The organism is Falsirhodobacter halotolerans (genome assembly GCF_022899245.1).
GTDB lineage: Bacteria > Pseudomonadota > Alphaproteobacteria > Rhodobacterales > Rhodobacteraceae > Falsirhodobacter > Falsirhodobacter halotolerans.
Genome location: NZ_JALJAZ010000001.1, coordinates 2,325,292 through 2,346,146 on the forward strand (window position 1 = coordinate 2,325,292; position 20,855 = coordinate 2,346,146).

General features: G+C 65.8%; 18 protein-coding genes. 11 read left to right on the forward strand and 7 right to left on the reverse strand.

The genetic code is table 11. The features are described 5' to 3' along the window. The first annotated feature begins 15 nt into the window (after nucleotides 1-15). The 6 genes from dnaA to zapE all read left to right on the forward strand — a co-directional run bounded on the left by dnaA (nucleotide 16) and on the right by zapE (nucleotide 7,649). Complete coding sequence (gene dnaA, locus MU449_RS12145) at nucleotides 16-1,404, forward strand: chromosomal replication initiator protein DnaA (RefSeq protein WP_244738437.1); 1,389 nt, start codon at nucleotides 16-18, stop codon at nucleotides 1,402-1,404. 60 nt (nucleotides 1,405-1,464) lie between these two features. Further along, complete coding sequence (gene dnaN / locus MU449_RS12150) at nucleotides 1,465-2,583, forward strand: DNA polymerase III subunit beta (RefSeq protein WP_244738438.1); 1,119 nt, start codon at nucleotides 1,465-1,467, stop codon at nucleotides 2,581-2,583. 8 nt (nucleotides 2,584-2,591) lie between these two features. Beyond that, nucleotides 2,592-3,626 carry a DNA replication/repair protein RecF gene (recF, locus tag MU449_RS12155; RefSeq protein WP_244738440.1) on the forward strand — a complete coding sequence of 345 codons (1,035 nt, stop codon included), beginning with the start codon at nucleotides 2,592-2,594 and terminating at the stop codon, nucleotides 3,624-3,626. Next, a complete protein-coding gene (locus MU449_RS12160) occupies nucleotides 3,623-4,045 on the forward strand; it encodes a VOC family protein (RefSeq protein WP_244738441.1) in 423 nt (140 codons plus the stop codon). The genes recF and MU449_RS12160 overlap by 4 nt, the downstream gene beginning before the upstream one ends. An 81-nt stretch (nucleotides 4,046-4,126) precedes the next feature. After that, nucleotides 4,127-6,565 (forward strand): DNA topoisomerase (ATP-hydrolyzing) subunit B, encoded by a 2,439-nt coding sequence (gene gyrB, locus MU449_RS12165; RefSeq protein WP_244738443.1) that lies wholly within the window; start codon nucleotides 4,127-4,129, stop codon nucleotides 6,563-6,565. A gap of 1 nt (nucleotide 6,566) precedes the next feature. Continuing rightward, nucleotides 6,567-7,649, forward strand: a complete 1,083-nt coding sequence (zapE, locus tag MU449_RS12170) for a cell division protein ZapE (RefSeq protein ID WP_244738444.1) — start codon at nucleotides 6,567-6,569, stop codon at nucleotides 7,647-7,649. Here zapE and MU449_RS12175 read toward each other — a convergent pair. Further along, the gene (locus MU449_RS12175; protein WP_244738446.1) at nucleotides 7,646-8,128 is read right to left on the reverse strand and encodes an acyl-CoA thioesterase; all 483 of its coding nucleotides are present in this window, start codon (nucleotides 8,126-8,128) and stop codon (nucleotides 7,646-7,648) included. The two genes, zapE and MU449_RS12175, sit on opposite strands and share 4 nt — an antisense overlap. A 109-nt stretch (nucleotides 8,129-8,237) precedes the next feature. Between MU449_RS12175 and MU449_RS12180 the strand changes: the two genes are divergently transcribed. Then, on the forward strand, nucleotides 8,238-9,638 hold the full coding sequence (locus MU449_RS12180; protein ID WP_244738448.1) for a mannose-1-phosphate guanylyltransferase/mannose-6-phosphate isomerase: 1,401 nt from the start codon (nucleotides 8,238-8,240) through the stop codon (nucleotides 9,636-9,638). Here MU449_RS12180 and serB read toward each other — a convergent pair whose 3' ends face one another. Genes serB through MU449_RS12195 form a run of 3 tightly spaced genes read right to left on the reverse strand, consistent with a single transcriptional unit; the run spans nucleotide 9,639 to nucleotide 13,882 of the window. Beyond that, a complete protein-coding gene (gene serB, locus MU449_RS12185) occupies nucleotides 9,639-10,517 on the reverse strand; it encodes a phosphoserine phosphatase SerB (RefSeq protein WP_244738450.1) in 879 nt (292 codons plus the stop codon). It lies immediately after the preceding gene. 45 nt (nucleotides 10,518-10,562) lie between these two features. Continuing rightward, on the reverse strand, nucleotides 10,563-11,546 hold the full coding sequence (locus MU449_RS12190) for a serine hydrolase domain-containing protein (protein ID WP_244738452.1): 984 nt from the start codon (nucleotides 11,544-11,546) through the stop codon (nucleotides 10,563-10,565). A 56-nt stretch (nucleotides 11,547-11,602) separates the two neighbouring features. Further along, complete coding sequence (locus tag MU449_RS12195) at nucleotides 11,603-13,882, reverse strand: histidine kinase dimerization/phosphoacceptor domain -containing protein (protein ID WP_342345657.1); 2,280 nt, start codon at nucleotides 13,880-13,882, stop codon at nucleotides 11,603-11,605. A gap of 134 nt (nucleotides 13,883-14,016) precedes the next feature. Here MU449_RS12195 and MU449_RS12200 point away from each other — a divergent pair, with 134 nt between their 5' ends. The 4 genes from MU449_RS12200 to MU449_RS12215 all read left to right on the forward strand — a co-directional run bounded on the left by MU449_RS12200 (nucleotide 14,017) and on the right by MU449_RS12215 (nucleotide 18,101). Then, a complete protein-coding gene (locus MU449_RS12200) occupies nucleotides 14,017-15,159 on the forward strand; it encodes a phosphoserine transaminase (RefSeq protein ID WP_244738456.1) in 1,143 nt (380 codons plus the stop codon). A gap of 44 nt (nucleotides 15,160-15,203) precedes the next feature. Next, nucleotides 15,204-16,796 (forward strand): phosphoglycerate dehydrogenase, encoded by a 1,593-nt coding sequence (serA, locus tag MU449_RS12205; RefSeq protein WP_244738458.1) that lies wholly within the window; start codon nucleotides 15,204-15,206, stop codon nucleotides 16,794-16,796. A 66-nt stretch (nucleotides 16,797-16,862) separates the two neighbouring features. Continuing rightward, nucleotides 16,863-17,609: a metallophosphoesterase gene (locus tag MU449_RS12210; protein ID WP_244738459.1), complete on the forward strand. Its 747-nt coding sequence runs from the start codon at nucleotides 16,863-16,865 to the stop codon at nucleotides 17,607-17,609. A gap of 48 nt (nucleotides 17,610-17,657) precedes the next feature. Continuing rightward, nucleotides 17,658-18,101, forward strand: coding sequence for a TspO/MBR family protein (locus tag MU449_RS12215; protein ID WP_244738460.1), 444 nt, complete (start codon nucleotides 17,658-17,660; stop codon nucleotides 18,099-18,101). Here MU449_RS12215 and MU449_RS12220 read toward each other — a convergent pair. Genes MU449_RS12220 through MU449_RS12230 form a run of 3 tightly spaced genes read right to left on the reverse strand, consistent with a single transcriptional unit; the run spans nucleotide 18,085 to nucleotide 20,828 of the window. Further along, nucleotides 18,085-18,891, reverse strand: a complete 807-nt coding sequence (locus MU449_RS12220; RefSeq protein ID WP_244738463.1) for a glycosyltransferase family 2 protein — start codon at nucleotides 18,889-18,891, stop codon at nucleotides 18,085-18,087. The two genes, MU449_RS12215 and MU449_RS12220, sit on opposite strands and share 17 nt — an antisense overlap. After that, on the reverse strand, nucleotides 18,879-19,649 hold the full coding sequence (locus MU449_RS12225; RefSeq protein ID WP_244738468.1) for a hypothetical protein: 771 nt from the start codon (nucleotides 19,647-19,649) through the stop codon (nucleotides 18,879-18,881). Before MU449_RS12225 ends, MU449_RS12220 begins: the two co-directional genes overlap by 13 nt. Before the next feature lie 33 nt (nucleotides 19,650-19,682). After that, nucleotides 19,683-20,828, reverse strand: a complete 1,146-nt coding sequence (locus tag MU449_RS12230; RefSeq protein ID WP_244738469.1) for a rhamnan synthesis F family protein — start codon at nucleotides 20,826-20,828, stop codon at nucleotides 19,683-19,685. Between the last annotated feature and the right edge of the window lie 27 nt (nucleotides 20,829-20,855).

A 20,855-nucleotide genomic window follows, 5' to 3' on the forward strand; every position in this document is an offset into this window, starting at 1 on the left:
AGCGGTCGGGAAACGATGACGAACGAGAACTGGACGAAGCTGCGGGAAGACCTTCTGCTGCATGTTGGCCGAAACAACTACGTCACCTGGATAGAGCCGCTGAAGCTGACCCGCCTGTCCGACGGCCGGGCCGAGTTCGAGGTGCCGACCTCGTTCTTCGGCAACTGGGTGCAACGCAACTTCGCCGACCAGATCCGCCACCGCCTGTCCGAGGCGGGCCATGACGTGTCCCGCGTCGATTTCGCGGTGACCCGCGCCGCGGCCCCCGCAGCCGCACCCGCCCCCCAGCCCCCCCCGGCCCCGCAGGCCGCCACGGCGCCCCCCGCCCGCCCCGCCGTGATCCGCCCGCGCGCCGAGGAGGAGCTGTCCGGCGCCCCGCTCGATTCCCGTTTCACCTTCGACAGCTTCGTCGTGGGCAAGCCGAACGCCCTGGCCCATGCCGCCGCCCGCCGGGTGGCCGAGGGCGGGCCGGTGACCTTCAATCCGCTGTTTCTCTATGGCGGCGTGGGTTTGGGGAAAACGCACCTCATGCACGCCATCGCCCACGAACTTCAGATGAAGCAGCCGCATCTGCGCGTGCTTTACCTGTCGGCGGAACAGTTCATGTATCGCTTCGTGCAGGCGCTGCGCGAACGCCAGATCATGGATTTCAAGGAGATGTTCCGCAGCGTCGATGTGCTGATGGTCGATGACGTGCAGTTCATCGCCGGCAAGGATTCGACACAGGAAGAGTTCTTCCACACGTTCAATGCCCTCGTGGACCAGAACAAGCAGATCGTCATTTCGGCCGACCGCGCGCCGGGGGAGATCAAGGATCTGGAGGACCGCATCAAGTCCCGCCTGCAATGCGGGCTGGTGGTGGACCTGCATCCCACCGATTACGAACTGCGCCTTGGCGTCCTGCAACAAAAGGCCGAAGTCTATCGCCACCAGCTTGGCAATCTGGAGATCGCGGACGGGGTGCTGGAGTTTCTGGCCAGCCGCATCACCACCAACGTTCGTGTGCTGGAAGGCGCGCTGACCCGGCTCTTTGCCTTTGCCAATCTGGTTGGGCGGCCCGTCACGCTGGAGGTGACGCAGGAATGTCTGGCCGACATCCTGCGCGCCTCCGACCGCAAGGTCACGATCGAGGAGATCCAGCGCAAGGTGGCTGAGCATTTCAACGTCCGCCTGTCCGACATGATCGGCCCCAAGCGCGTGCGCACCATCGCCCGGCCCCGCCAGGTGGCGATGTATCTGGCCAAGCAACTGACCCCGCGTTCCCTGCCGGAGATCGGGCGGCGCTTTGGCGGGCGCGATCACACCACGATCATGCACGGCGTCCGCAAGATCGAGGAACTGGTCGCCACCGATTCGCAGCTGGCCGACGATCTTCAGATGCTGAAGCGTTTGCTTCAGGCCTGAGGCTTGACGCCCGCCCCGATCAAGGGGAAAGTCGCGCGAACCTAAACGGATAAGATGGCCATGAAGATCAGCATCGAACGCGGCACCCTCCTGAAAGCGGTCTCTCAGGCCCAGTCGGTTGTGGAACGCCGCAACACGATTCCGATTCTGGCCAACGTCCTGATCGAGGCGGAGGGCGACACCGTCTCCTTCCGCGCCACCGATCTGGATATCGAGGTGATCGACCGCGCTCCGGCGCAGGTGGAACGCGCGGGGTCGACCACCGTGTCGGCCACCCTGCTGCACGAAATCATCCGCAAGCTGCCCGACGGGTCGCTGGTCAATCTGGTGGAGGACGCCGCCTCGGGCCGGTTGACGGTCATGGCGGGGCGTTCGAACTTCACGCTGACCACCCTGCCGCGCGAGGATTTTCCCGTCATGGCCTCGTCGGAATACGCGACGAACTTCTCGGCCAAGGCGCAGGTTCTGCGCCGCCTGTTCGACAAGGCAAAGTTCGCGATTTCGACCGAAGAGACGCGCTATTACCTGAACGGCGTCTATATGCACGTCGCAACGGGCGAGGCCGGTCCCGCCTTGCGCTGCGTTGCGACCGACGGCCACCGTCTGGCCCGCATCGACGCCCCCCTGCCCGAGGGTGCGCAGGGCATGGCCGGCGTGATCGTCCCGCGCAAGACGGTGAACGAGTTGCGCAAACTCTTGGACGAAGATGACGCCGACATCGCCGTGTCGGTCTCGGAAACCAAGGTGCGGTTCGCCACGCCCTCCATCACCATGACCTCCAAGGTGATCGACGGCACCTTCCCCGATTACACCCGTGTCATCCCGACGCAGAACGCCCGCCGGTTGGAGGTGGACGCGAGCGATTTCGCCAAGGCGGTGGACCGCGTGGCGACCGTCAGTTCCGAACGGAGCCGCGCGGTGAAGCTCAGCCTTGATGATGACCGGCTGGTCCTGTCGGTCAACGCCCCCGACAGCGGCGCCGCCGAGGAAGAACTGGCCGTGGCCTATGCCGACGAGAAGCTGGAGATCGGCTTCAACGCCAAGTATCTGCTGGAAATCGCGAGCCAGGTGGACCGGGAGAATGCGGTGTTCCTGTTCAACACCTCGGGCGATCCGACGCTGATGCGCGAAGGAAACGACGATTCGGCGGTTTATGTCGTGATGCCGATGCGCGTCTGACGCGCGGGATGTCGGTTCAGGTCCTGTCCGCCCTGCGGCTGGCGCATTTCCGCAACCACGCGGCGGCCCGCATGGCGTTCGACGGGCGGCCCGTGGCGCTTGTCGGGCCGAACGGCGCAGGCAAGACCAATCTTCTGGAAGCGATCTCCCTCCTGTCCCCCGGCCGCGGTCTGCGCCGCGCGGGGGCGGAGGATTTTGTGCAGGCGGGCACCGGACACGGCTGGAAAATCGCCGCCACCGCGCTGGACCACGATCTGGAAACCCAAAGTCTTGCCCATGAACCACGGCAGGTCCGCATCGATGGCAAGGCCGCCCCGCAAAACGCCCTGTCCCGCATTCTGCGTCAGGTCTGGCTGGTGCCCGCGATGGACCGGCTGTGGATCGAAGGGGCTGAGGGGCGGCGGCGGTTCCTGGACCGCATGACGCTCAGCTTCATCCCCGATCATGCCGAGGCGGTGCTGACCTATGAAAAGGCCATGCGCGACCGCAACCGCCTGCTGCGGGACGAGGTGGCGGATGCCGGTTGGTATGAGGCGCTCGAGGCGCAGATGGCCCCCGCCGCCACCGCCATCGCCGCCAATCGCGCGCATACGCTGGATCGGCTGGACGCGGCGCAGGCGGGGGATTTCCCGCGCGCCGACCTGACGATCACCGACGGAACGGGCGACTGGCCCGCCCTGTGGGCCGAGGGGCGGCGGCGCGACATGGCGGCGGGGCGCACGCTGGCGGGGCCGCACCGCGCCGATCTGACGGCGACCTATGCCGCGAAATCCATGCCCGCCGCCCAATGTTCCACGGGAGAGCAGAAGGCGCTGCTCCTGTCGCTGATCCTCGCCAATGCCCGCGCGCTGGCGGCGGACGGCACGCCCCCCGTTCTGCTGCTGGACGAGGTGGCGGCCCATCTGGACGCGGACCGTCGTGCCGCCCTTTACGACACGCTGTGCGATCTGGCGGGGCATACGTTCATGACCGGCACCGGCGCGGAACTGTTTGACAGCCTTGGATCCCGCGCGCAGATTTTTCAGATCGGAGGTGCTCCATGATTCCGAAGCGCGTGACCCTGATCACACTCGGCGTGGCCGACCTTGTGGCGGCGAAGGCCTTCTATGCCCGCCTGGGATGGACCCCGAAGCAAGAGGCGGAGGGCGTCGCCTTCTTCCAGCTGAACGGGATGGCCCTTGCCCTGTTCGGGCGTGACGATCTGGCGACGGATCAGGGCCGCGCGGGCGTGACGCTGGGCACCGGGGCCATCACGCTGGCGCAGAACTTCGCCACCGTGGCGGAGGTGGACGCCGCCTTCGACGCCGCTTTGTCCGCCGGGGCGACCCCGTTGAAACGGCCCGTGACGGCGGACTGGGGCGGGTATTCCGGCTATTGGGCCGACCCGGACGGCCATGTGTGGGAAGTGGCGATGAACCCGTTCTGGCCGCTGGACGACGATGGCGGCCTGACCCTGCCGTAGCGCCTTAAAAATACCCCCTGACGCGTGACATTGCCGCCCCCGCCGGATATAAATCCGGGACAAGATAAGGGGTAGGTCCGCATGGCCGAAACAGCACGTCAGTCGCAGGATTACGGCGCCAGTTCCATCAAGGTTCTCAAGGGGTTGGAGGCTGTCCGCAAACGCCCCGGCATGTATATCGGCGACACCGACGACGGCTCGGGCCTGCACCACATGGTCTATGAGGTGGTGGACAACGGCATCGACGAGGCGCTGGCGGGCCATGCGACGGCGGTGACGGTCAATATCCACGCGGATTCCAGCGTGTCGGTCCGCGACAACGGGCGCGGCATCCCGGTCGACATCCACGAGGAGGAGGGCGTCTCGGCGGCCGAGGTCATCATGACCCAGCTTCACGCGGGCGGAAAGTTCAACAACACCGACGATTCCGGCAATGCCTACAAGGTGTCGGGCGGCCTGCACGGCGTGGGCGTGTCGGTGGTGAACGCGCTGTCGGAATGGCTGGAACTGCGTGTCTGGCGCGACGGCAAGGAATACCGCGCGCGGTTCGAACATGGCGAATGCGTCGAACACGTCCATGTCGTGGGCGATGCGCCCGGCGAAAAGGGCACCGAGGTGCGGTTCTTCGCCTCCAGCAAGGAAAACGACCCGGAGGGGACGTTCTCCAACCTCGACTACAGCTTCAAGACGCTGGAAAACCGCCTGCGCGAACTGGCCTTCCTCAATTCCGGCGTGCGCATCATCATCGAGGATGAACGCCCGGCCGAACCGCTGAAGACCGAACTGTTCTATGACGGCGGCGTGCGCGAATTCGTGCGCTATCTGGACCGCTCCAAGACCTCGCACATGACCGACCCGATCTTCATGACCGGCGAGAAGAACGGCATCGGGGTGGAGGTCGCGATGTGGTGGAACGACACCTATCACGAAACCGTCCTGCCCTTCACCAACAACATCCCGCAGCGCGACGGCGGCACGCATATGGCGGGCTTTCGCGGCGCGCTGACCCGCACGATCACCAAATACGCCCAGGACAGCGGCATCGCAAAGCGTGAGAAGGTGGATTTCACCGGCGATGACGCGCGCGAAGGTCTGACCTGCGTCTTGTCGGTCAAGGTGCCGGACCCGAAATTCTCCAGCCAGACCAAGGACAAGCTGGTCAGTTCCGAGGTTCGCCCGGCGGTCGAAAACCTTGTGAACGAAAAGCTTTCGGAGTGGTTCGAGGAAAACCCCCAGCAGGCCAAGACCATCGTCGGCAAGATCATCGAAGCCGCGCTGGCACGTGAGGCGGCCCGCAAGGCCCGCGAACTGACCCGCCGCAAGACCGCGCTCGACATCGCCTCCCTTCCCGGCAAGCTGGCCGATTGTCAGGAACGCGATCCGTCGAAATCCGAACTGTTCCTCGTCGAGGGTGACAGCGCCGGCGGGTCGGCCAAACAGGGGCGCAGCCGCGCCAATCAGGCCGTCCTGCCGCTGAAGGGCAAGATCCTGAACGTGGAGCGCGCCCGCTTCGACCGGATGCTGGGCAGTGCCGAGATCGGGACCCTCGTCACCGCGCTTGGCACCGGCATCGGGCGGGACGAGTTCAACATCGCCAAGCTGCGCTACCACAAGATCGTCATCATGACCGACGCCGACGTGGACGGCGCGCATATCCGCACCCTGCTTCTGACCTTCTTCTTCCGCCAGATGCCCGAGATCATCGAGGGCGGCTATCTCTACATCGCGCAGCCCCCGCTCTACAAGGTCGCCCGCGGCAAGTCGGAGGTCTATCTCAAGGATCAGGCGGGGCTTGAGGATTACCTGATCCAGATGGGCACCGATGGGGCCACCCTGCGCCTTGGCAATGGCGAGGTCATCGCGGGCCAGGACCTGATCCGCGTGATCGAAGGCGCGCGCCAGTTCCGCCGCGTTCTGGACGCCTTCCCCACGCATTACCCGCGTCACATCCTCGAACAGGCGGCGCTGGCCGGCGCGTTCGACGGGGGCGACCTGCAGGCCACCGCCGACATCGTCGCCGCCCGTCTGGATGAGGTCGCGCGCGAGTTCGAACGTGGATGGACTGGCCGCATCACGCAGGATCACGGCATCCGCCTGTCCCGCGTCCTGCGCGGGGTGGAAGAGCTGCGGACGCTGGACGGCGCGGTCCTGCGGTCGGGCGAAGGGCGGCGCATCGCCTCGGTCGCGGCCAACACCCGCTATGCCTATGAAGGCACGTCGAAACTGGTCCGCAAGGACCGCGAACAATTGATCCACGGCCCGATCGAACTTCTGAAGGCGATCCTGGCCGAAGGGGAAAAGGGCCTGAGCCTTCAGCGTTACAAAGGGTTGGGAGAGATGAACCCCGACCAGCTTTGGGAAACCACGCTGGACCCCGATGCCCGCACGCTGCTGCAGGTCAAGGTGGACGACATGGCCGAAGCGGACGACATCTTCACCAAGCTGATGGGCGACGTGGTCGAACCGCGGCGCGAGTTCATCCAGCAGAACGCCCTGAACGTCGAGAATCTGGACACCTGACGTGGCATCGCTGGTGGAGATCTACGAGGCGCGGGTGGCGGCGGGCAAGCTGAAGCCCGACGCGGCCCAACGCGCCGTGTTGCCGGAACTGGAACGTATCCGCGCCGCGCTGGCCGAGGCGCCCGCCCCCGCCAAACGAGGCTTCTTCGCCCGGTTCACCAAATCCGACCCCAAACCCGTCAAGGGCCTGTATCTGTGGGGCGGGGTCGGGCGTGGGAAATCCATGCTGATGGACCTGTTCGTGGAGGCGGTGGACACGCCCGCCAAACGCCGGGTCCATTTCCATGCCTTCATGCAGGAAATCCACCACGGCATGCACGAGGCGCGCAAGACCGGCGTGGACGACGCGCTGGCCCCTGTGGCCGAGGCGATCACGTCGAAGCTGCGCCTTCTGGCCTTCGACGAGATGCAGATCACCGACATCACCGATGCGATGATCGTGGGCCGCCTGTTCCAGAAGCTGTTCGAGGCGGGGGTGGTCATCGTCACCACATCGAACCGCCCGCCGGACGACTTGTATAAAAACGGGTTGAACCGGCAGATTTTCGTGCCGTTCATTGGCCTGTTGAAAGAGCGTCTGGAGGTTTATCCTCTGGAAAGCCCGAACGATTACCGCCAGCACCGGCTGCAGGGGGCGCAGGTCTATTTCCATCCGGCCAGCGGGTCGAAGGCCAAAATTGACGCGATCTGGGCCGATCTGACGGGCGGGCAACCGGCCGAACCGCTGATCCTGCCGGTAAACGGACGGCAGGTGGAAATTCCGCGTTTCGCCAACGGCGTGGGGCGTGCCAGCTTCTGGTATCTGTGCGCCAAACCCCTCGGCCCCGCCGATTATCTGGCCGTGGCCGATGCCGTCCGCGTTCTGGTGCTGGAGGATATCCCCCGCCTCTCCGCTTCGAACTTCAACGAGGCGAAGCGGTTCGTGACCCTGATCGATGCCCTCTATGAGGCGAAGGTCCGGCTGATCGCCAGCGCGGCGGACGAACCCGAACGCCTGTATGCCGAGGGCGAAGGCGCGTTCGAATTCGAACGCACCGCGTCGCGCCTGCGCGAGATGCAGGACGCCACATGGGGCCGGACCTAGGTTTCGGAGGCGGCTTTCATCCGGCCCGCATGTTCGCGCCGCAACGTGCGGCGCAGCACGGCGCCGCGATGGCGCTGCTGATCGGCCTCGCTCTCGGGGACGAACGGCGGCACCTCCACCGGGCGGCCATTGTCGCCCACGGCCACCATGGTGAAATAGCATGAATTGGTATGCCGCTTTTCGCCGGTGCGGATGTTCTCCGCCTCCACCCGGATCCCGATCTCCATCGAGGTGCGGCCCGTATAGTTCACCGCCGCGCGGCAGGTGACCAGTTCACCCACATTGATCGGTTCCTTGAAGGTCACCTGATCGACCGACAGCGTCACCGCGTAATGGCGGGAATAGCGGCTGGCGAGGGCGAAGGCCACGCGGTCCAGCAGGCGCAACAGGTCGCCCCCATGCACCTTGCCGCTGAAATTGGCCATGTCGGGGGTCATCAGTTCCGTCATCTCCAGACGGTGGTTCGGCGTGGCTGGCATCGTGGCTCCGCAAATCGTCGCCTCAACCATGCCCCGAACCGCAGGTGCTTGTAAATCCGGCTTTACTCGGGGCCCGGGCACACCACCATACGGAGGGGGAGGAACCGACATGACCATCACGCCAGTTCTGCTTTGCGGAGGATCGGGCACGCGCCTGTGGCCGCTGTCGCGCAAACGCTTCCCCAAACAGTTCACACCCTTGGTGGAGACGGAGAGCCCCTTTCAGGCCGCCGCCTTGCGCCTGTCGGGACCCGATTATGCGGCGCCGATGATCGTGACGGCGCAGGATTTCCGGTTCATCGTGACCGAACAACTGGCGGCCGTCGGCGTGGATCCGGGAGCGATCCTGATCGAACCCGCCGCGCGCAACACGGCCCCCGCGATTCTGGCGGCGGCTTTGGCCGCGCCCGATGCGATGCTGCTGGTCGCGCCCTCCGACCACTTCGTGCCCGACGGGGCGGCCTTTCGCGCGGCGGTGGATGCGGGCCTTCCCGCCGCCCGCGCGGGCCGCATCGTCACCTTCGGCATCACCCCCGACCGGGCCGAGACGGGCTATGGCTGGTTGGAGCGTGAGGGGACGGGCGACGGCCCCGCCCCCCTCATGCGGTTTGTCGAAAAACCCGACGCCGCCCGGGCCGAGGCGATGCTGGCCGACCCGCGTTACCTGTGGAATGCCGGGATTTTTCTGGCCCGCGCCGCCACCCTGATCGACGCGTTCCGCGCCCACGCGCCCGATCTTCTACCCCCCGTGACGGCGGCGCTGGACGGGGCAAGACCCGATCTGGGTTTCTTGCGGCTGGACGGCGGCGCATGGGCCGGGGTGGCGGATATTTCGATCGACTATGCGGTGATGGAACAGGCCGACAATCTGACGGTGGTGCCCTTTTCCGCCGGTTGGTCCGATCTGGGCGGGTGGGACGCGGTGTGGCGCGAAGGGGCGCGGGACGCCAACGGCGTGGCGCTTTGCGGGCCCGCCACCGCCATCGACTGCGCCGACACCCTTCTGCGGTCCGAGGCGGAGGGGCAGGAGATCGTCGGCATCGGTTTGCGCGACATCGTGGCCGTGGCCATGCCCGATGCCGTGCTGGTCATGGACCGCCGCCGCGCGCAGGAGGCGAAGCTGGCCGTGACGGCCCTGCGCGATCGGGGCGCCCCCCAGGCCGAGGCCTTCGCCCGCGATCACCGCCCCTGGGGCTGGTTCGAGACGCTGGCCCTGTCGGATCGGTTTCAGGTCAAGCGCATCACCGTCCATCCCAGCGCGGCCTTGTCGCTGCAAAGCCACGTTCACCGGTCCGAACACTGGATCGTGGTGTCCGGCACCGCGCGGGTGACGGTGGACGACACGGTCACGCTGGTCACGGAAAACCAGTCCGTCTATGTCCCGTTGGGGGCGAAACACCGATTGGAGAACCCCGGCAAGGTGCCGATGGTCCTGATCGAGGTGCAGACCGGCGTCTATCTGGGCGAGGACGACATCACCCGGTATGAGGATGTCTATGCCCGAGGGTAGTCAGGGGCGGGGCTGCACGAAGTCCTCCGCGCGGTAGCCCTGAAGATACAGAAGCGCCGTCAGATCGCCGTGGTGCACCCGCAACTGGCACTGCGCGGCGACGGCGGGTTTGGCGTGCAGCGCCACGCCCATGCCCGCGCGGCCCAGCATCCCCAGATCGTTGGCCCCGTCGCCCACGGCGATCACATCGGCCTCGGCAATGCCCATGGATGCGCTGATCTCCTCCAGCGCGGTCACCTTCGCCTCGCGCCCCAGAATCGGTTCGGCGACATGCCCCGTCAGGTGCCCGTCTTCGGCCAGAAGCACGTTCGCCCGGTTTTCGTCAAAGCCCAGCACAGCCCCCACGCGCTGCGTGAAGTCGGTGAACCCGCCCGAGACCAGCGCCGCCCGCGCGCCCCCCGCCTTCATCGTCGCGATCAACGTGGCCCCGCCCGGCATCGGCACGATGCGTTCGGCCATCACCTTGTCGATCGCGGCCACCGGCAACCCCTTCAACAGCCCCACCCGTTCGCGCAGGGCCGCGTTGAAATCCAGCTCTCCGTTCATGGCGCGGGCGGTGATGTCGGCGACATGGGCGCCCACCCCCGCCTCGTCCGCCAGTTCGTCGATGCATTCCTGCCGGATCATCGTGCTGTCCATGTCGGCCAGCAAAAGGCGCTTCTTCCGCCCGGTCTGCGGCACAAGGCACAGATCGAACCCCGCCTCCTGCCCTTGTGCCCAGCGGTCCCACAGGTCGTCCGGCACGGCGGCCAGATCCGCCTCGATCGCCACGCCCTGCGCCAGCCAGCGCGGCGGGCCCATGGTCCAGCCAAGATCGGTCAACGCGGCCGTTGTCAGGTGGGGGCGGTCGGGGCTGGTCATCAGAAGGGCGGTGAACATCGGGCATCCTTTCGCGTTGCCGTTCGTGTAGCCCATCCCCCCGCATCAGCCAAGCGCCTGAACTGGACCTTCCAGCAGCCGCATCAGATCGCCGAAATGCCCTTCGGACCGCGCGGGGCGGGTGGGGTCGGACGTGATCGCCACGGCCAGCGCCCGCGCCGGATGCGCCGCGATGATCTGCCCGCCATAGCCGCGCGCGATGGTCCAGCCCGACCGGCTGAGAAACCAGCCATAGCCGTAATCGAGGCCCGAAAAGGGCGACCGCGTCCGTCCTTGCGTCGAGGCGCGCACCCAGTCCTCGGGGATCACCTGCCGCCCGTCATACCGCCCCCCGTCGCGCATCAGCATCGCGACACGGGCCATCGCCTCGGGCGTCAGTCCCATTTCGTTCCCGCCGAAATAAAAGCCCTGCGGATCGGCCAGCCAGCGGGGCACGTCGATCCCCAACGGCGCCCCCAGCCGCGCGCGCGCAAGCTCCCACAACGTTTGCCCCGTCGCCTGCGCCACCGCCGCGCCCAGAACATGGGTGGTGCCGGTGGAATAGATCATCCGCCCGCCGTTTTCCGCGATGCGCGGTTGGCGCAGGGCATAGGCGACCCAGTTGCCCGACGCGACCCACGCGCCATAATTCGCCCCCGAGGTGCTTTGCAGCCCGCCGCGCAAGGTCACCAGATCGGCCATCGTCAGATCCGCCGCACCCTCGGTCGCGTCGGCGGGCAGCAGCGATGGGGCAACGTCGCCCAGACGGGCGGACAGGCCGGCAATCTCCCCCCGGTCGAGCGTGGTGCCGAGGATCAGCGCCAGCACGCTTTTGCTGCAGGATTTGATGTTGGCGGTGCGGGTCAGGCCCGGCCCGCGCGGCGCGTCGGCCACCAGACGCCGGTCCCCGCGCCAGACGACAAGGCTGTGCAACTGGGTCAGCGACCGCGCCGCCGCCACCGCGTCCTCCGCCGATCCGCGCGCAAGGGTGATGGCGGGCATCGCAAGGCCCGCGCCAAGCGCAAGGCCGAAGGTGCGGCGTCGGATCATGGGCGCTCCCTTTCGCGAACGGTATCCGCCCAATATGGGATGGCCCGCCGCGAAGACTAGCGGATGGGGCCGGTCACGATGACGCGGGTGCCGGGCATGTTGTCCTCGATGTCCAGATGCCCGCCCAGCCGGTCGACCAGTGCGCCCAGCATTCGCATACCAAAGCCCGTGCCCTTGACCGCGCCGCCATGGCCCACCCCGCTGTCGGACACGATGACGCGAAAACTGTCGCGGTGCTGTTCCAGCAGGATGCCGATCGGCCCGGCCTGCCCGTCATAGGCGTATTTGGTGGCGTTGATCACCAGTTCGTTCACGATCAGGCCGATGCTGATGGCCCGGTCGGTGCCGATCAGGATCGGGACGAAGCTCGTCTCGATGCATTTCGTCCAGGCCGGGTCGATCGTGTCCCGCAACTCGGTGCACAATTCGTCCAGATACCGGGCCAGATCCAGGATCTCGCCGCTGTCATGCTGATGCAGGCGGCGATGGACCAGGCTGACGGCCTTGAGACGGTTCTCCGCCTCGGCCAATTGCGCCTTCACCTCGCCCGACGCCTCGCGCCCCTGCATCCGCAGGAAGGCCGCGACCAGCGACAGGCTGTTCTGCACGCGGTGATTGACCTCGCGCAGCAGGAAATCCTTCTGCTGGATCAGGCTTTCGTTTTCCTTCAGCGTGGTCGTCAGCTCACGGTTCAGTTCGCGCAGACGGCGGTTGTTGCGCGCATCCAGCATCAGGCGCACAAGCCGCGCGGCGGATTCCTCCTCGCCATGGGTCCAGGCGCGGGCGCGGCCGCTGACCTCTTCCGACCAGGCGGCAAAGGAGGTGCGGGGCGACAACACCGCGTTCGGGTCCAATGGGACATCCTTGTGCGGATTGCCCGCCCAGGTCACCATCTGGGTTTCCTCCGCCCGGAACCACATCAGGATGGTCGGCACCTCGGTCGACATGGTGACGGCCATCAGCCCGCTGGCAAGGGCTTTGTAGGCCTTGGCCTCGGCCCAATCGGCGGACAGGTTGCTGGTCACGAAGGGACGAACCGCCGCCGGCAGGCGGACATGATCGGCGATGCTGCGCATGTCGATCGGATCGGGGCAGGACCCCACGGTGAACAGATCGTCGCCCTGCATCGCGGCAAACCCGTCGGCCTGCAGCAAGGCGGCGATCTGCTTGCCCGATGCGGCAAAGAACTGGGTCAGCGTGGAATCCGATCCCAACTGGCTCAGAACCACATCCTCCTGCGTGCGCAGGCGGATGCGTTCGCGATAAAGCTCCGTCTCCTCCCGCGCCTTGATCTGCCGGGCAAGGCTGGCGGCCATCGCCTGGCAGGCCAGACGCGTGGTCAGGGACAGCACGCGGGGGGCATGATTGTGGCAGGCCACAAGGCCCCACAGCATCCCGTCCTTGATGATCGACATGGAGGCGGAGGCCGCAACCCCCATGTTGCGCAGATATTGCACATGCACGGGCGACACGGCGCGCAGGGTGGAATCGCTCAGATCAAGGTCGCGCAGGGCGGGATCGCCCGAAATGGCGGCGGGGTCATAGGCCACGTCCGCAATCACCCGCACGCGGTTGCGCACATAAAGCGCCCGCGCCTGCCGCGGAATGTCGCCCGCCGGAAAGTGGTGGTTCATATAGCTGGGAGTGTCCGGTGCCCGGCTTTCCCCCACGACGACGCCGTTCTCCCCCTCGATGAAGCGATAGACCATGACATGGTCATATCCCGTCAGATCGCGGAAGACATGCGCGGCCTTGGTGAACAGTTCCGACAAGGAGGTCGACCGTTCGAACCCCGCGCCCAACGCCTCAAGATCCGCAAGGAACGTCGCGTCCAAGGTGGGGCCGTCGATGCGGGGGGTCAGTTCCAGAACGACGTGATCGCCGCTGCGAAAGGCCACCGCGTCATGGCGTGCCCCATTCACCTCCGCATCGCCCAGCACGTTCAATCCGTTGCGCAGCGTCTCGAACCCCGATGCCGGCAGGCCGGTCACCTCGGGCATGGCCCCCCCCATGGCCGCCGCCAGCCAGTCGGTCGCGGTTCCCGCAGTCCCAACGATTTGCAGATCCTGCGCACGGGCGATCAGCATCTGCCCGTAAGGCTGGATGGCGCCGGGCACGTGAATGGGCTCCCGGTCGCATGAGGTCAGAGCCGGATGGTCAGATCGCAAACGCACACTCCTCGGCAGATGCATCCAGACGCCATAAAGGCCCAAAGATTCCGCATATTCATAATGGCACGGGCTGAACAGAATGGAAACCTGTGTTTCCATTGCGGCACCTGTGCGGTGGCGGATATTAGACCGCGCCCTTTCACCGGACACGGCGGATCGCGTCATCGTGAACGTTCGCCCGCCCCGTATCGTTGGGGGCGGGCACGATTATTTTGTTGATTTGCCCCCGATGCCCCCGTATCGCTGTCGGCGGGACACCCTTCCCCAACGAAGGGCGATTATCTGTAAGGATACCAGAAATGGCTTACCAAGCTCCGGCCACGCGCCCGGCAAATCCGCGCTTTTCGTCCGGCCCCTGCGCCAAGATCCCCGGATTCACCCTCGACATGCTGGCGGATGCGCCCTTGGGCCGCTCGCACCGTGCGGCGGTGGGCAAAGCGAAACTGGCCGAGGCGATCGACCTGACACGCGACGTTCTGGGCGTTCCGTCCGATTACCGCATCGGCATCGTTCCCGCCTCCGACACCGGCGCCGTCGAGATGGCGATGTGGTCGCTTCTGGGCGAACGGCCGGTGGAAATGCTGGCATGGGAATCCTTCGGCGAAGGTTGGGTCACCGATGTCGTCAAGCAGCTGAAGATCCATGCCGAGGTCAAGAAAGCCCCTTACGGCGAGATCGTGGATCTGGCTTCGGTGGATTTCGACAAGGACGTGGTGTTCACGTGGAACGGCACGACCTCGGGCGTGCGGGTGCCGAATGGCGACGCGATCCCCGCCAACCGTCAGGGGCTGACGATCTGCGACGCGACCAGCGCCGCCTTCGCGATGGATCTGCCGTGGGACAAGCTCGATGTGGTGACCTTCTCGTGGCAGAAGGTGCTGGGGGGTGAGGGCGGCCACGGCGTCCTGATCCTGTCGCCCCGCGCGGTGGAGCGTTTGGAAAGCTATACCCCCGCATGGCCGCTGCCGAAGATTTTCCGCATGACCAAGGGCGGCAAGCTGATCGAAGGCATCTTCAAGGGCGAGACGATCAACACCCCCTCCATGCTGTGCGTCGAGGATTACCTCGTCTCGCTGAAATGGGCCCAGAGCCTGGGGGGGTTGTCCGCCCTGATCGCGCGGTCGGAGGCGAACGCCAAGGCGATCGCCGATTTCACCGCGACGCGGGACTGGATCGCAAATCTGGCCGTTGATCCGGCGACGGCCTCCTGCACCTCGGTCTGCCTGACGTTCACGGACGGGCGGATCAAGGACGGTGCGGCCTTTGCCAAGGCGGTGGCAAAACGTCTGGAAAAAGAGGGTGTGGCGCTGGACGCCGGCGCCTATCGCGACGCGCCCGCAGGGCTTCGCATCTGGTGCGGCGCCACGGTGGAAACCTCGGATGTCGAGGCGCTGCTGCCCTGGATCGACTACGCGTATCTGACCGAGATCGAGGCGCAGTAAGCGCCTCCTCCCCTCCCCTTATTCCCCATTTGAAGGAGCCTGCCATGGCGCCCCGCGTTCTCGTATCCGATGCCCTGTCCGAAACCGCCGTCCAGATCTTCCGCGACCGCGGGGTGGAGGTGGATTACCTGCCGAAACTGGGCAAGGACAAGGAAGAGTTGGCCCGCATCATCGGCCAGTATGACGGCCTGGCCATCCGTTCGGCCACCAAGGTCACCGAAAAGCTGCTGGAGTCCGCCCCGAACCTGAAGGTCATCGGCCGTGCGGGCATCGGCGTGGACAATGTGGACATCCCCGCCGCGTCGAAAAAGGGCGTGATCGTGATGAACACGCCCTTCGGCAATTCCATCACCACCGCCGAACATGCGATTGCCATGATGTTCGCCGTCGCGCGCCAACTGCCCGAGGCGTCGGTCTCCACCCATGCCGGCAAGTGGGAGAAGACCCGCTTCATGGGGGTGGAGCTGTTCAACAAGACGCTGGGGGTGATCGGCGCGGGCAATATCGGCGGCATCGTTTGCGACCGCGCCTTGGGCCTCCATATGAAAGTGGTCGCCTATGACCCCTTCCTGTCCGAAGAGCGCGCAACCCAGATGGGCGTGCAGAAGGTGGAACTGGACGAACTGCTGGCCCGCGCCGATTTCATCACGCTGCATGTGCCGCTGACGGAAAAGACCAAGGGCATCCTGAATGCGGAGTCGCTGGCCAAAACGAAGCCCGGCGTGCGGATCATCAACTGCGCCCGTGGCGGTCTGGTGGACGAAGCCGCGCTGGCCGAAGCGCTGAAATCCGGCCATGTGGCCGGCGCCGCCTTCGACGTGTTCGAGGTGGAGCCTGCAACCGAATCCCCCCTCTTCAACCTGCCGAACGTGGTCGTGACCCCGCATCTGGGCGCATCGACGACCGAGGCGCAGGAGAATGTGGCCCTGCAGGTGGCCGAGCAGATGGCCGACTACCTGCTGACGGGCGCGGTGCAGAACGCGTTGAACATGCCCTCGGTCACGGCCGAGGAGGCCAAGGTCATGGGGCCGTGGGTCAAGCTGGCGGGCCATATCGGCACGTTCATCGGCCAGATGACGGACGAGCCGATCACCGCAATCAACATCCTCTATGACGGGGCGGTGGCCGAGATGAACCTGGCCGCGCTGAACGCCGCCGCCATCGCGGGCATCATGAAGGTCGCCAATCCCGACGCCAACATGGTCTCCGCCCCCATCGCGGCCAAGGAACGGGGCATCCAGACCTCCACCACCCGGCAGGAGAAATCGGGGATCTTCGACGCCTATATCAAGGTGACCGTCGTCACCGACACGCGCGAACGGTCGATCGCGGGCACCGTCTTTTCGGACGGCAAGCCGCGCTTCATCCAGATCAAGGGCATCAATGTCGATGCCGAGATCGGGCCCCACATGCTTTACACCACCAATGACGACGTTCCCGGCATCATCGGCCTTCTGGGCATGACGCTGGGCCAGCATGACGTCAACATCGCCAACTTTACCCTTGGCCGGTCGGATGCGGGGGGGCAGGCGATCGCCATCCTCGACCTGGACGCGCCGCTGAAGACGTCGGCGATCGAGGCCCTGCGTGCGACGGGCAAGTTCCAGCAGGTCCGGCCGCTGGCCTTCGACGCTTGATTTCAGTGCCCTGCGTGCGATCTAAGAACCGGGGGCCCTGCGCCCCCGGTTTTTCATTGGGGCTTCATGCATATCTATGCCATCGGCGACATTCACGGCCAGATCGACCTTCTGCACGGCGCGCATGACCTGATCGCCGCCGATCAGGCGCGGCACGGGACGGCCCCTGTGGTGCATGTCGGCGATCTTGTCGATCGCGGCCCCGACAGCGCGGGCGTGGTGGACCATCTGGCCCGGGGCATTGCCGGGGGGCAGGACTGGATCGTGCTGAAGGGCAACCACGACCGTCTGATGACCGGCTTTCTGGACGATCCCGACTGGCGCGATCCGGGGCTGAAGGTCGAACACAGTTGGCTGCACCCCCGCATCGGCGGCGGGGCGACGCTGCAAAGCTATGGCGTCGCGCACCCCATGGACCGCCCTGTCGCCAAGGTGCACGCCGATGCGGTCGCCGCCGTGCCGCAGGCGCATCGCGACTTCTTGGCCGCCCGCCCCGTCAGCTTCGCGCGCGGCGATCTGTTCTTTTGCCATGCGGGCATTCGCCCGACCGCCCCCCTGTCGGCGCAGAACGAACAGGACCTGTGCTGGATCCGGCAGGGATTTCTGGAGGTGACGGACAGCTTCGGCCCGCTGATCGTGCACGGTCACACCGCCATCGACCGCGCGACCCATTACGGCAACCGCCTCAACCTCGACAGCAGCGCGGCCTATGGCGGGCCGCTGTCGGCGGTGGTGATCGAGGGGCGCGAGGTGTTTCTTCTGACCCCGGCCGGACGCCAGCCGATTCCCGCCGAACCCCACCCCGCCGCTTGACCCCGCAGGCGGCGCGACGGATTGTCCGCCGCAAACAAGAGGACCCCGATGCGCAGCCTGATCATCCATATCCTGTTCATCGCCGCCACCGTGGGCGCGGGCATGTTCGTGGGCACCACTTGGCCCCCCGGCGCCTGGTATGAGGGGCTGCAGAAGCCCTTCTTCACCCCCCCGGACGCGTGGTTCCCGATCGTCTGGGGCACGCTTTATGCGATCATCGGCCTTGTGGGCGCGCGCCTGCTGCTGCGGGGCGGGCCGGGGCTTTTGTGGGTGGCGCAGATGGCGCTGAACCTGTCCTGGACGCCGGTGTTCTTCGGCGCGCATCACATGGTTGCGGGGTTCGGGATCATCGCCGCCCTGTGGCTGACGGTCATCGCCTTCATCCTGCGCGCCTGGCCGCGCGATCCGCTGTCCTCGCTTTTGTTCGTGCCTTATGCCCTGTGGGTGACGGTGGCGGCGGCGCTGAACGGCGCGCTTATCCTTCTGAACTAGGGAAGCCGTAGCGGTCCGTCATCGCGGCGATGGCGCGGTCATTCCCCTGCGCCAGATTGTCCGACCGCAGGCTCACCGTCTGCGATCCGGGCCATTCCAGAACGCGCAGTTTGCCACCAACCTTTTCGGCCCGCGCTCCCGCCCGCCGGTGCATCCAGTAAAGCCAGACATCGTCGGCATTGGGCGCAAGCGTCATGAACGCGTCCCGATCCAGCACATCCGTGTGAAAGCTGCCGGGCATGTAAAGAACGCCCAAGACCCCCGTCGGAAAGATCAGCGCCCCCCCCTCCGGCGCGGCGATGTTGCGCGCCCATTGGGCGTAAGGTGCGGGGCGCGGGCCGTCCATCCGCACCCGATGGGCGCGCAGCGCGCGAACCGGTGCCGTCCCGGCCAGCAGACGCTCCAGCCAGTCCGCCGGGTAATAGACATCGTCATCGGCCGTCACGATGGCCGCCTCGGGCCATTCCGCAAGGGCGGGGATGATCTTCTTGTAGGACCGGATATCGTCGCACAGGCGCACCTCGACCCCGGTCTCGCGCACCTCCGCCGGCAGCGACGCCTCATCGCCATGGGCCAGCCACAGCACGGTGCGATCGGCGCGCACGGTTTGCCGCATCAACCCGCGCAGCGTGCGCGCCAGCGTGGCATAGCGCGCAGGATAGGAGGTGAGCGAGACCACGACCGGACACGCCATCCCGTGCGCGCGCGGCACCCCGGTTCGGCCCTCGATCTCGGCCACGGCGCGGCGAGTGCGCCAGCGGGCCTTCAGCGCCCGGATCATGTCGCCCATGCCCGCCGCAACCAGTCCACGTTGCCAATCCGGCGATACCACTTGTGGCCGCCCCCCTCCAGAACCTCGGTCATCTTGGGGTTTCCGGCGAAGACCACGATCTTCGCCCCGGAGGGGCAGGCCGGATCGCGCAGAAAGCTGGCGGGCCCGCGCGGCACACAGTTGTTCTTGAAACTGACACACCAGCCCTTGGGCCAATAGTCCAGATGCCCATGCCGCGCCAGTTGCGCGCTTTGGAACTGCTGGCTGATCTCATAGGTTTGCGTCGCCGCGACCGGATCCGCCAGATAGGCGTCGAGGATGTAGCGATGCTGCCCCATCTCGAACCGGAAGACGGAACTGTTGCCCACCGAATGAAGAAAACGGTCGCGGGCGGGGTTCAACCGGCGCAGCGGCTTGGCGCGGAACAGATCGTCGTCGCGCACGATCAGGAACGTCCCCGGATGATCGAAGAACGGCCCCAGATCGTCCATGATCACCAGGTCGAGGTCCAGAAACAGCGCCGTCCCCTCGATCCCCAGATCGTCGCGGAACACCGACAGCTTGCGCCAGCGCCGGTCGGAATGCCCCTCGGGCAGGCCCAGTTCGGGGATCGGACGCACCTCGATCCCCGCATCCAGCCCCGTTCCGTCATCGGTGAAACATATGAACCTGTGCGGGCGGTCCAGATGCCGCCGCACGCCTGCCGCCAGGTTGTTGACGTATTCGGGGCCGTAAAGCGCGCCCCATTTCATGCACAGGATGTTCAGAACAGTCATGCCTTACCTTCGCCCCCAAACGCCGGCCACCGATCACCGCCGCAGGGGCCAGACCTCGGTCACATCGCGATCCCATTCCTCGATCTCGGCCTGCATGGGTTCGGGAAAGTTCCGGTGCAGACCCATTTCGACGATCTTGGCCCGTTTCGCCACCATGACGGCGAACCGCTGCTTCTTGAGGAACGGAAAGCCGAGATCGGTCATGACATACGGGTGCAGCGCCGTCGAAAACAGGAAAAGCTTGGTTTCGGCAATGTCTTCACGCAGCTTGTCCCGCGCCTCCAGCGCGGTCATCCGCTCCAAGAGCGGCGCGATCACCGCCCGGTCATCCTCGTGAACCTCACACCGATGGCGCAGGATCGCGTCCATCTTCTCCTCGTCGTCCAGCGTCAGAAGATAATTCGCGACTTCCAGCCAGTTGTTGTGCCCGCCGACGCTGTAGCCCTTGCTTGCGAAATAGGCCGCAAGCTTGACCTCGCGCAGCTTGATGACCGCGCGCTTGTCGCTGACCAGCGACATGTTCTTCCAATAGGACCAGAATACCGGATCGCGCAGCAGCTTTTCCGAAAACCGGAAGAAGTAGGACTGAACATGCTCCTTGCCGGAATCGATCTTGCGGCGATAGGCGGAATCGAGATCCACGAACAGGCCCCACACATCCTCGGGCGCGGCGCGGGCACGTTCGATCACGTCCGACGTTTCCGACAGCGGGAACCACATGCTGTCGTTCATGACGTAAAGCGCGCGGGGCGCATACTTCCGCTCCATCACCTGCATGACGCCTTCACGATACCCGCCGAAGTCGTATCCGATATTGGGGCGTTCCACGACAAGGTGGGTCATTCCGGCCAGCTTGTCGCGATCCTCCGCGCGCAGGGGCGCGTTGGTGACGACGATCAGGCTGATGCCCTGCCGCCCCATCCAGTCGATCTGCCACAGCGTCGAGGCCAAAAGCCCCTTGGGTTGATAAATCAGCAGGATGGCAATCTCGTCCATCACAGGCTGCGCGCCTTCGGTCACATGAACTGTGGAGGCCCGTGTGCGATCATAAGCGATCCGGGTTCCATATCCCCAGAACGGCTTGAACGGAAACGCGATCTGACGCCCGATGCGCCGGACTTCGCGACGGATCTTCTGGGGCAGAGTCTTCTTGGGGGGGATATATCGGCTGGTCGTCACGTCATCGCTCCACCTAAACGTTGACAG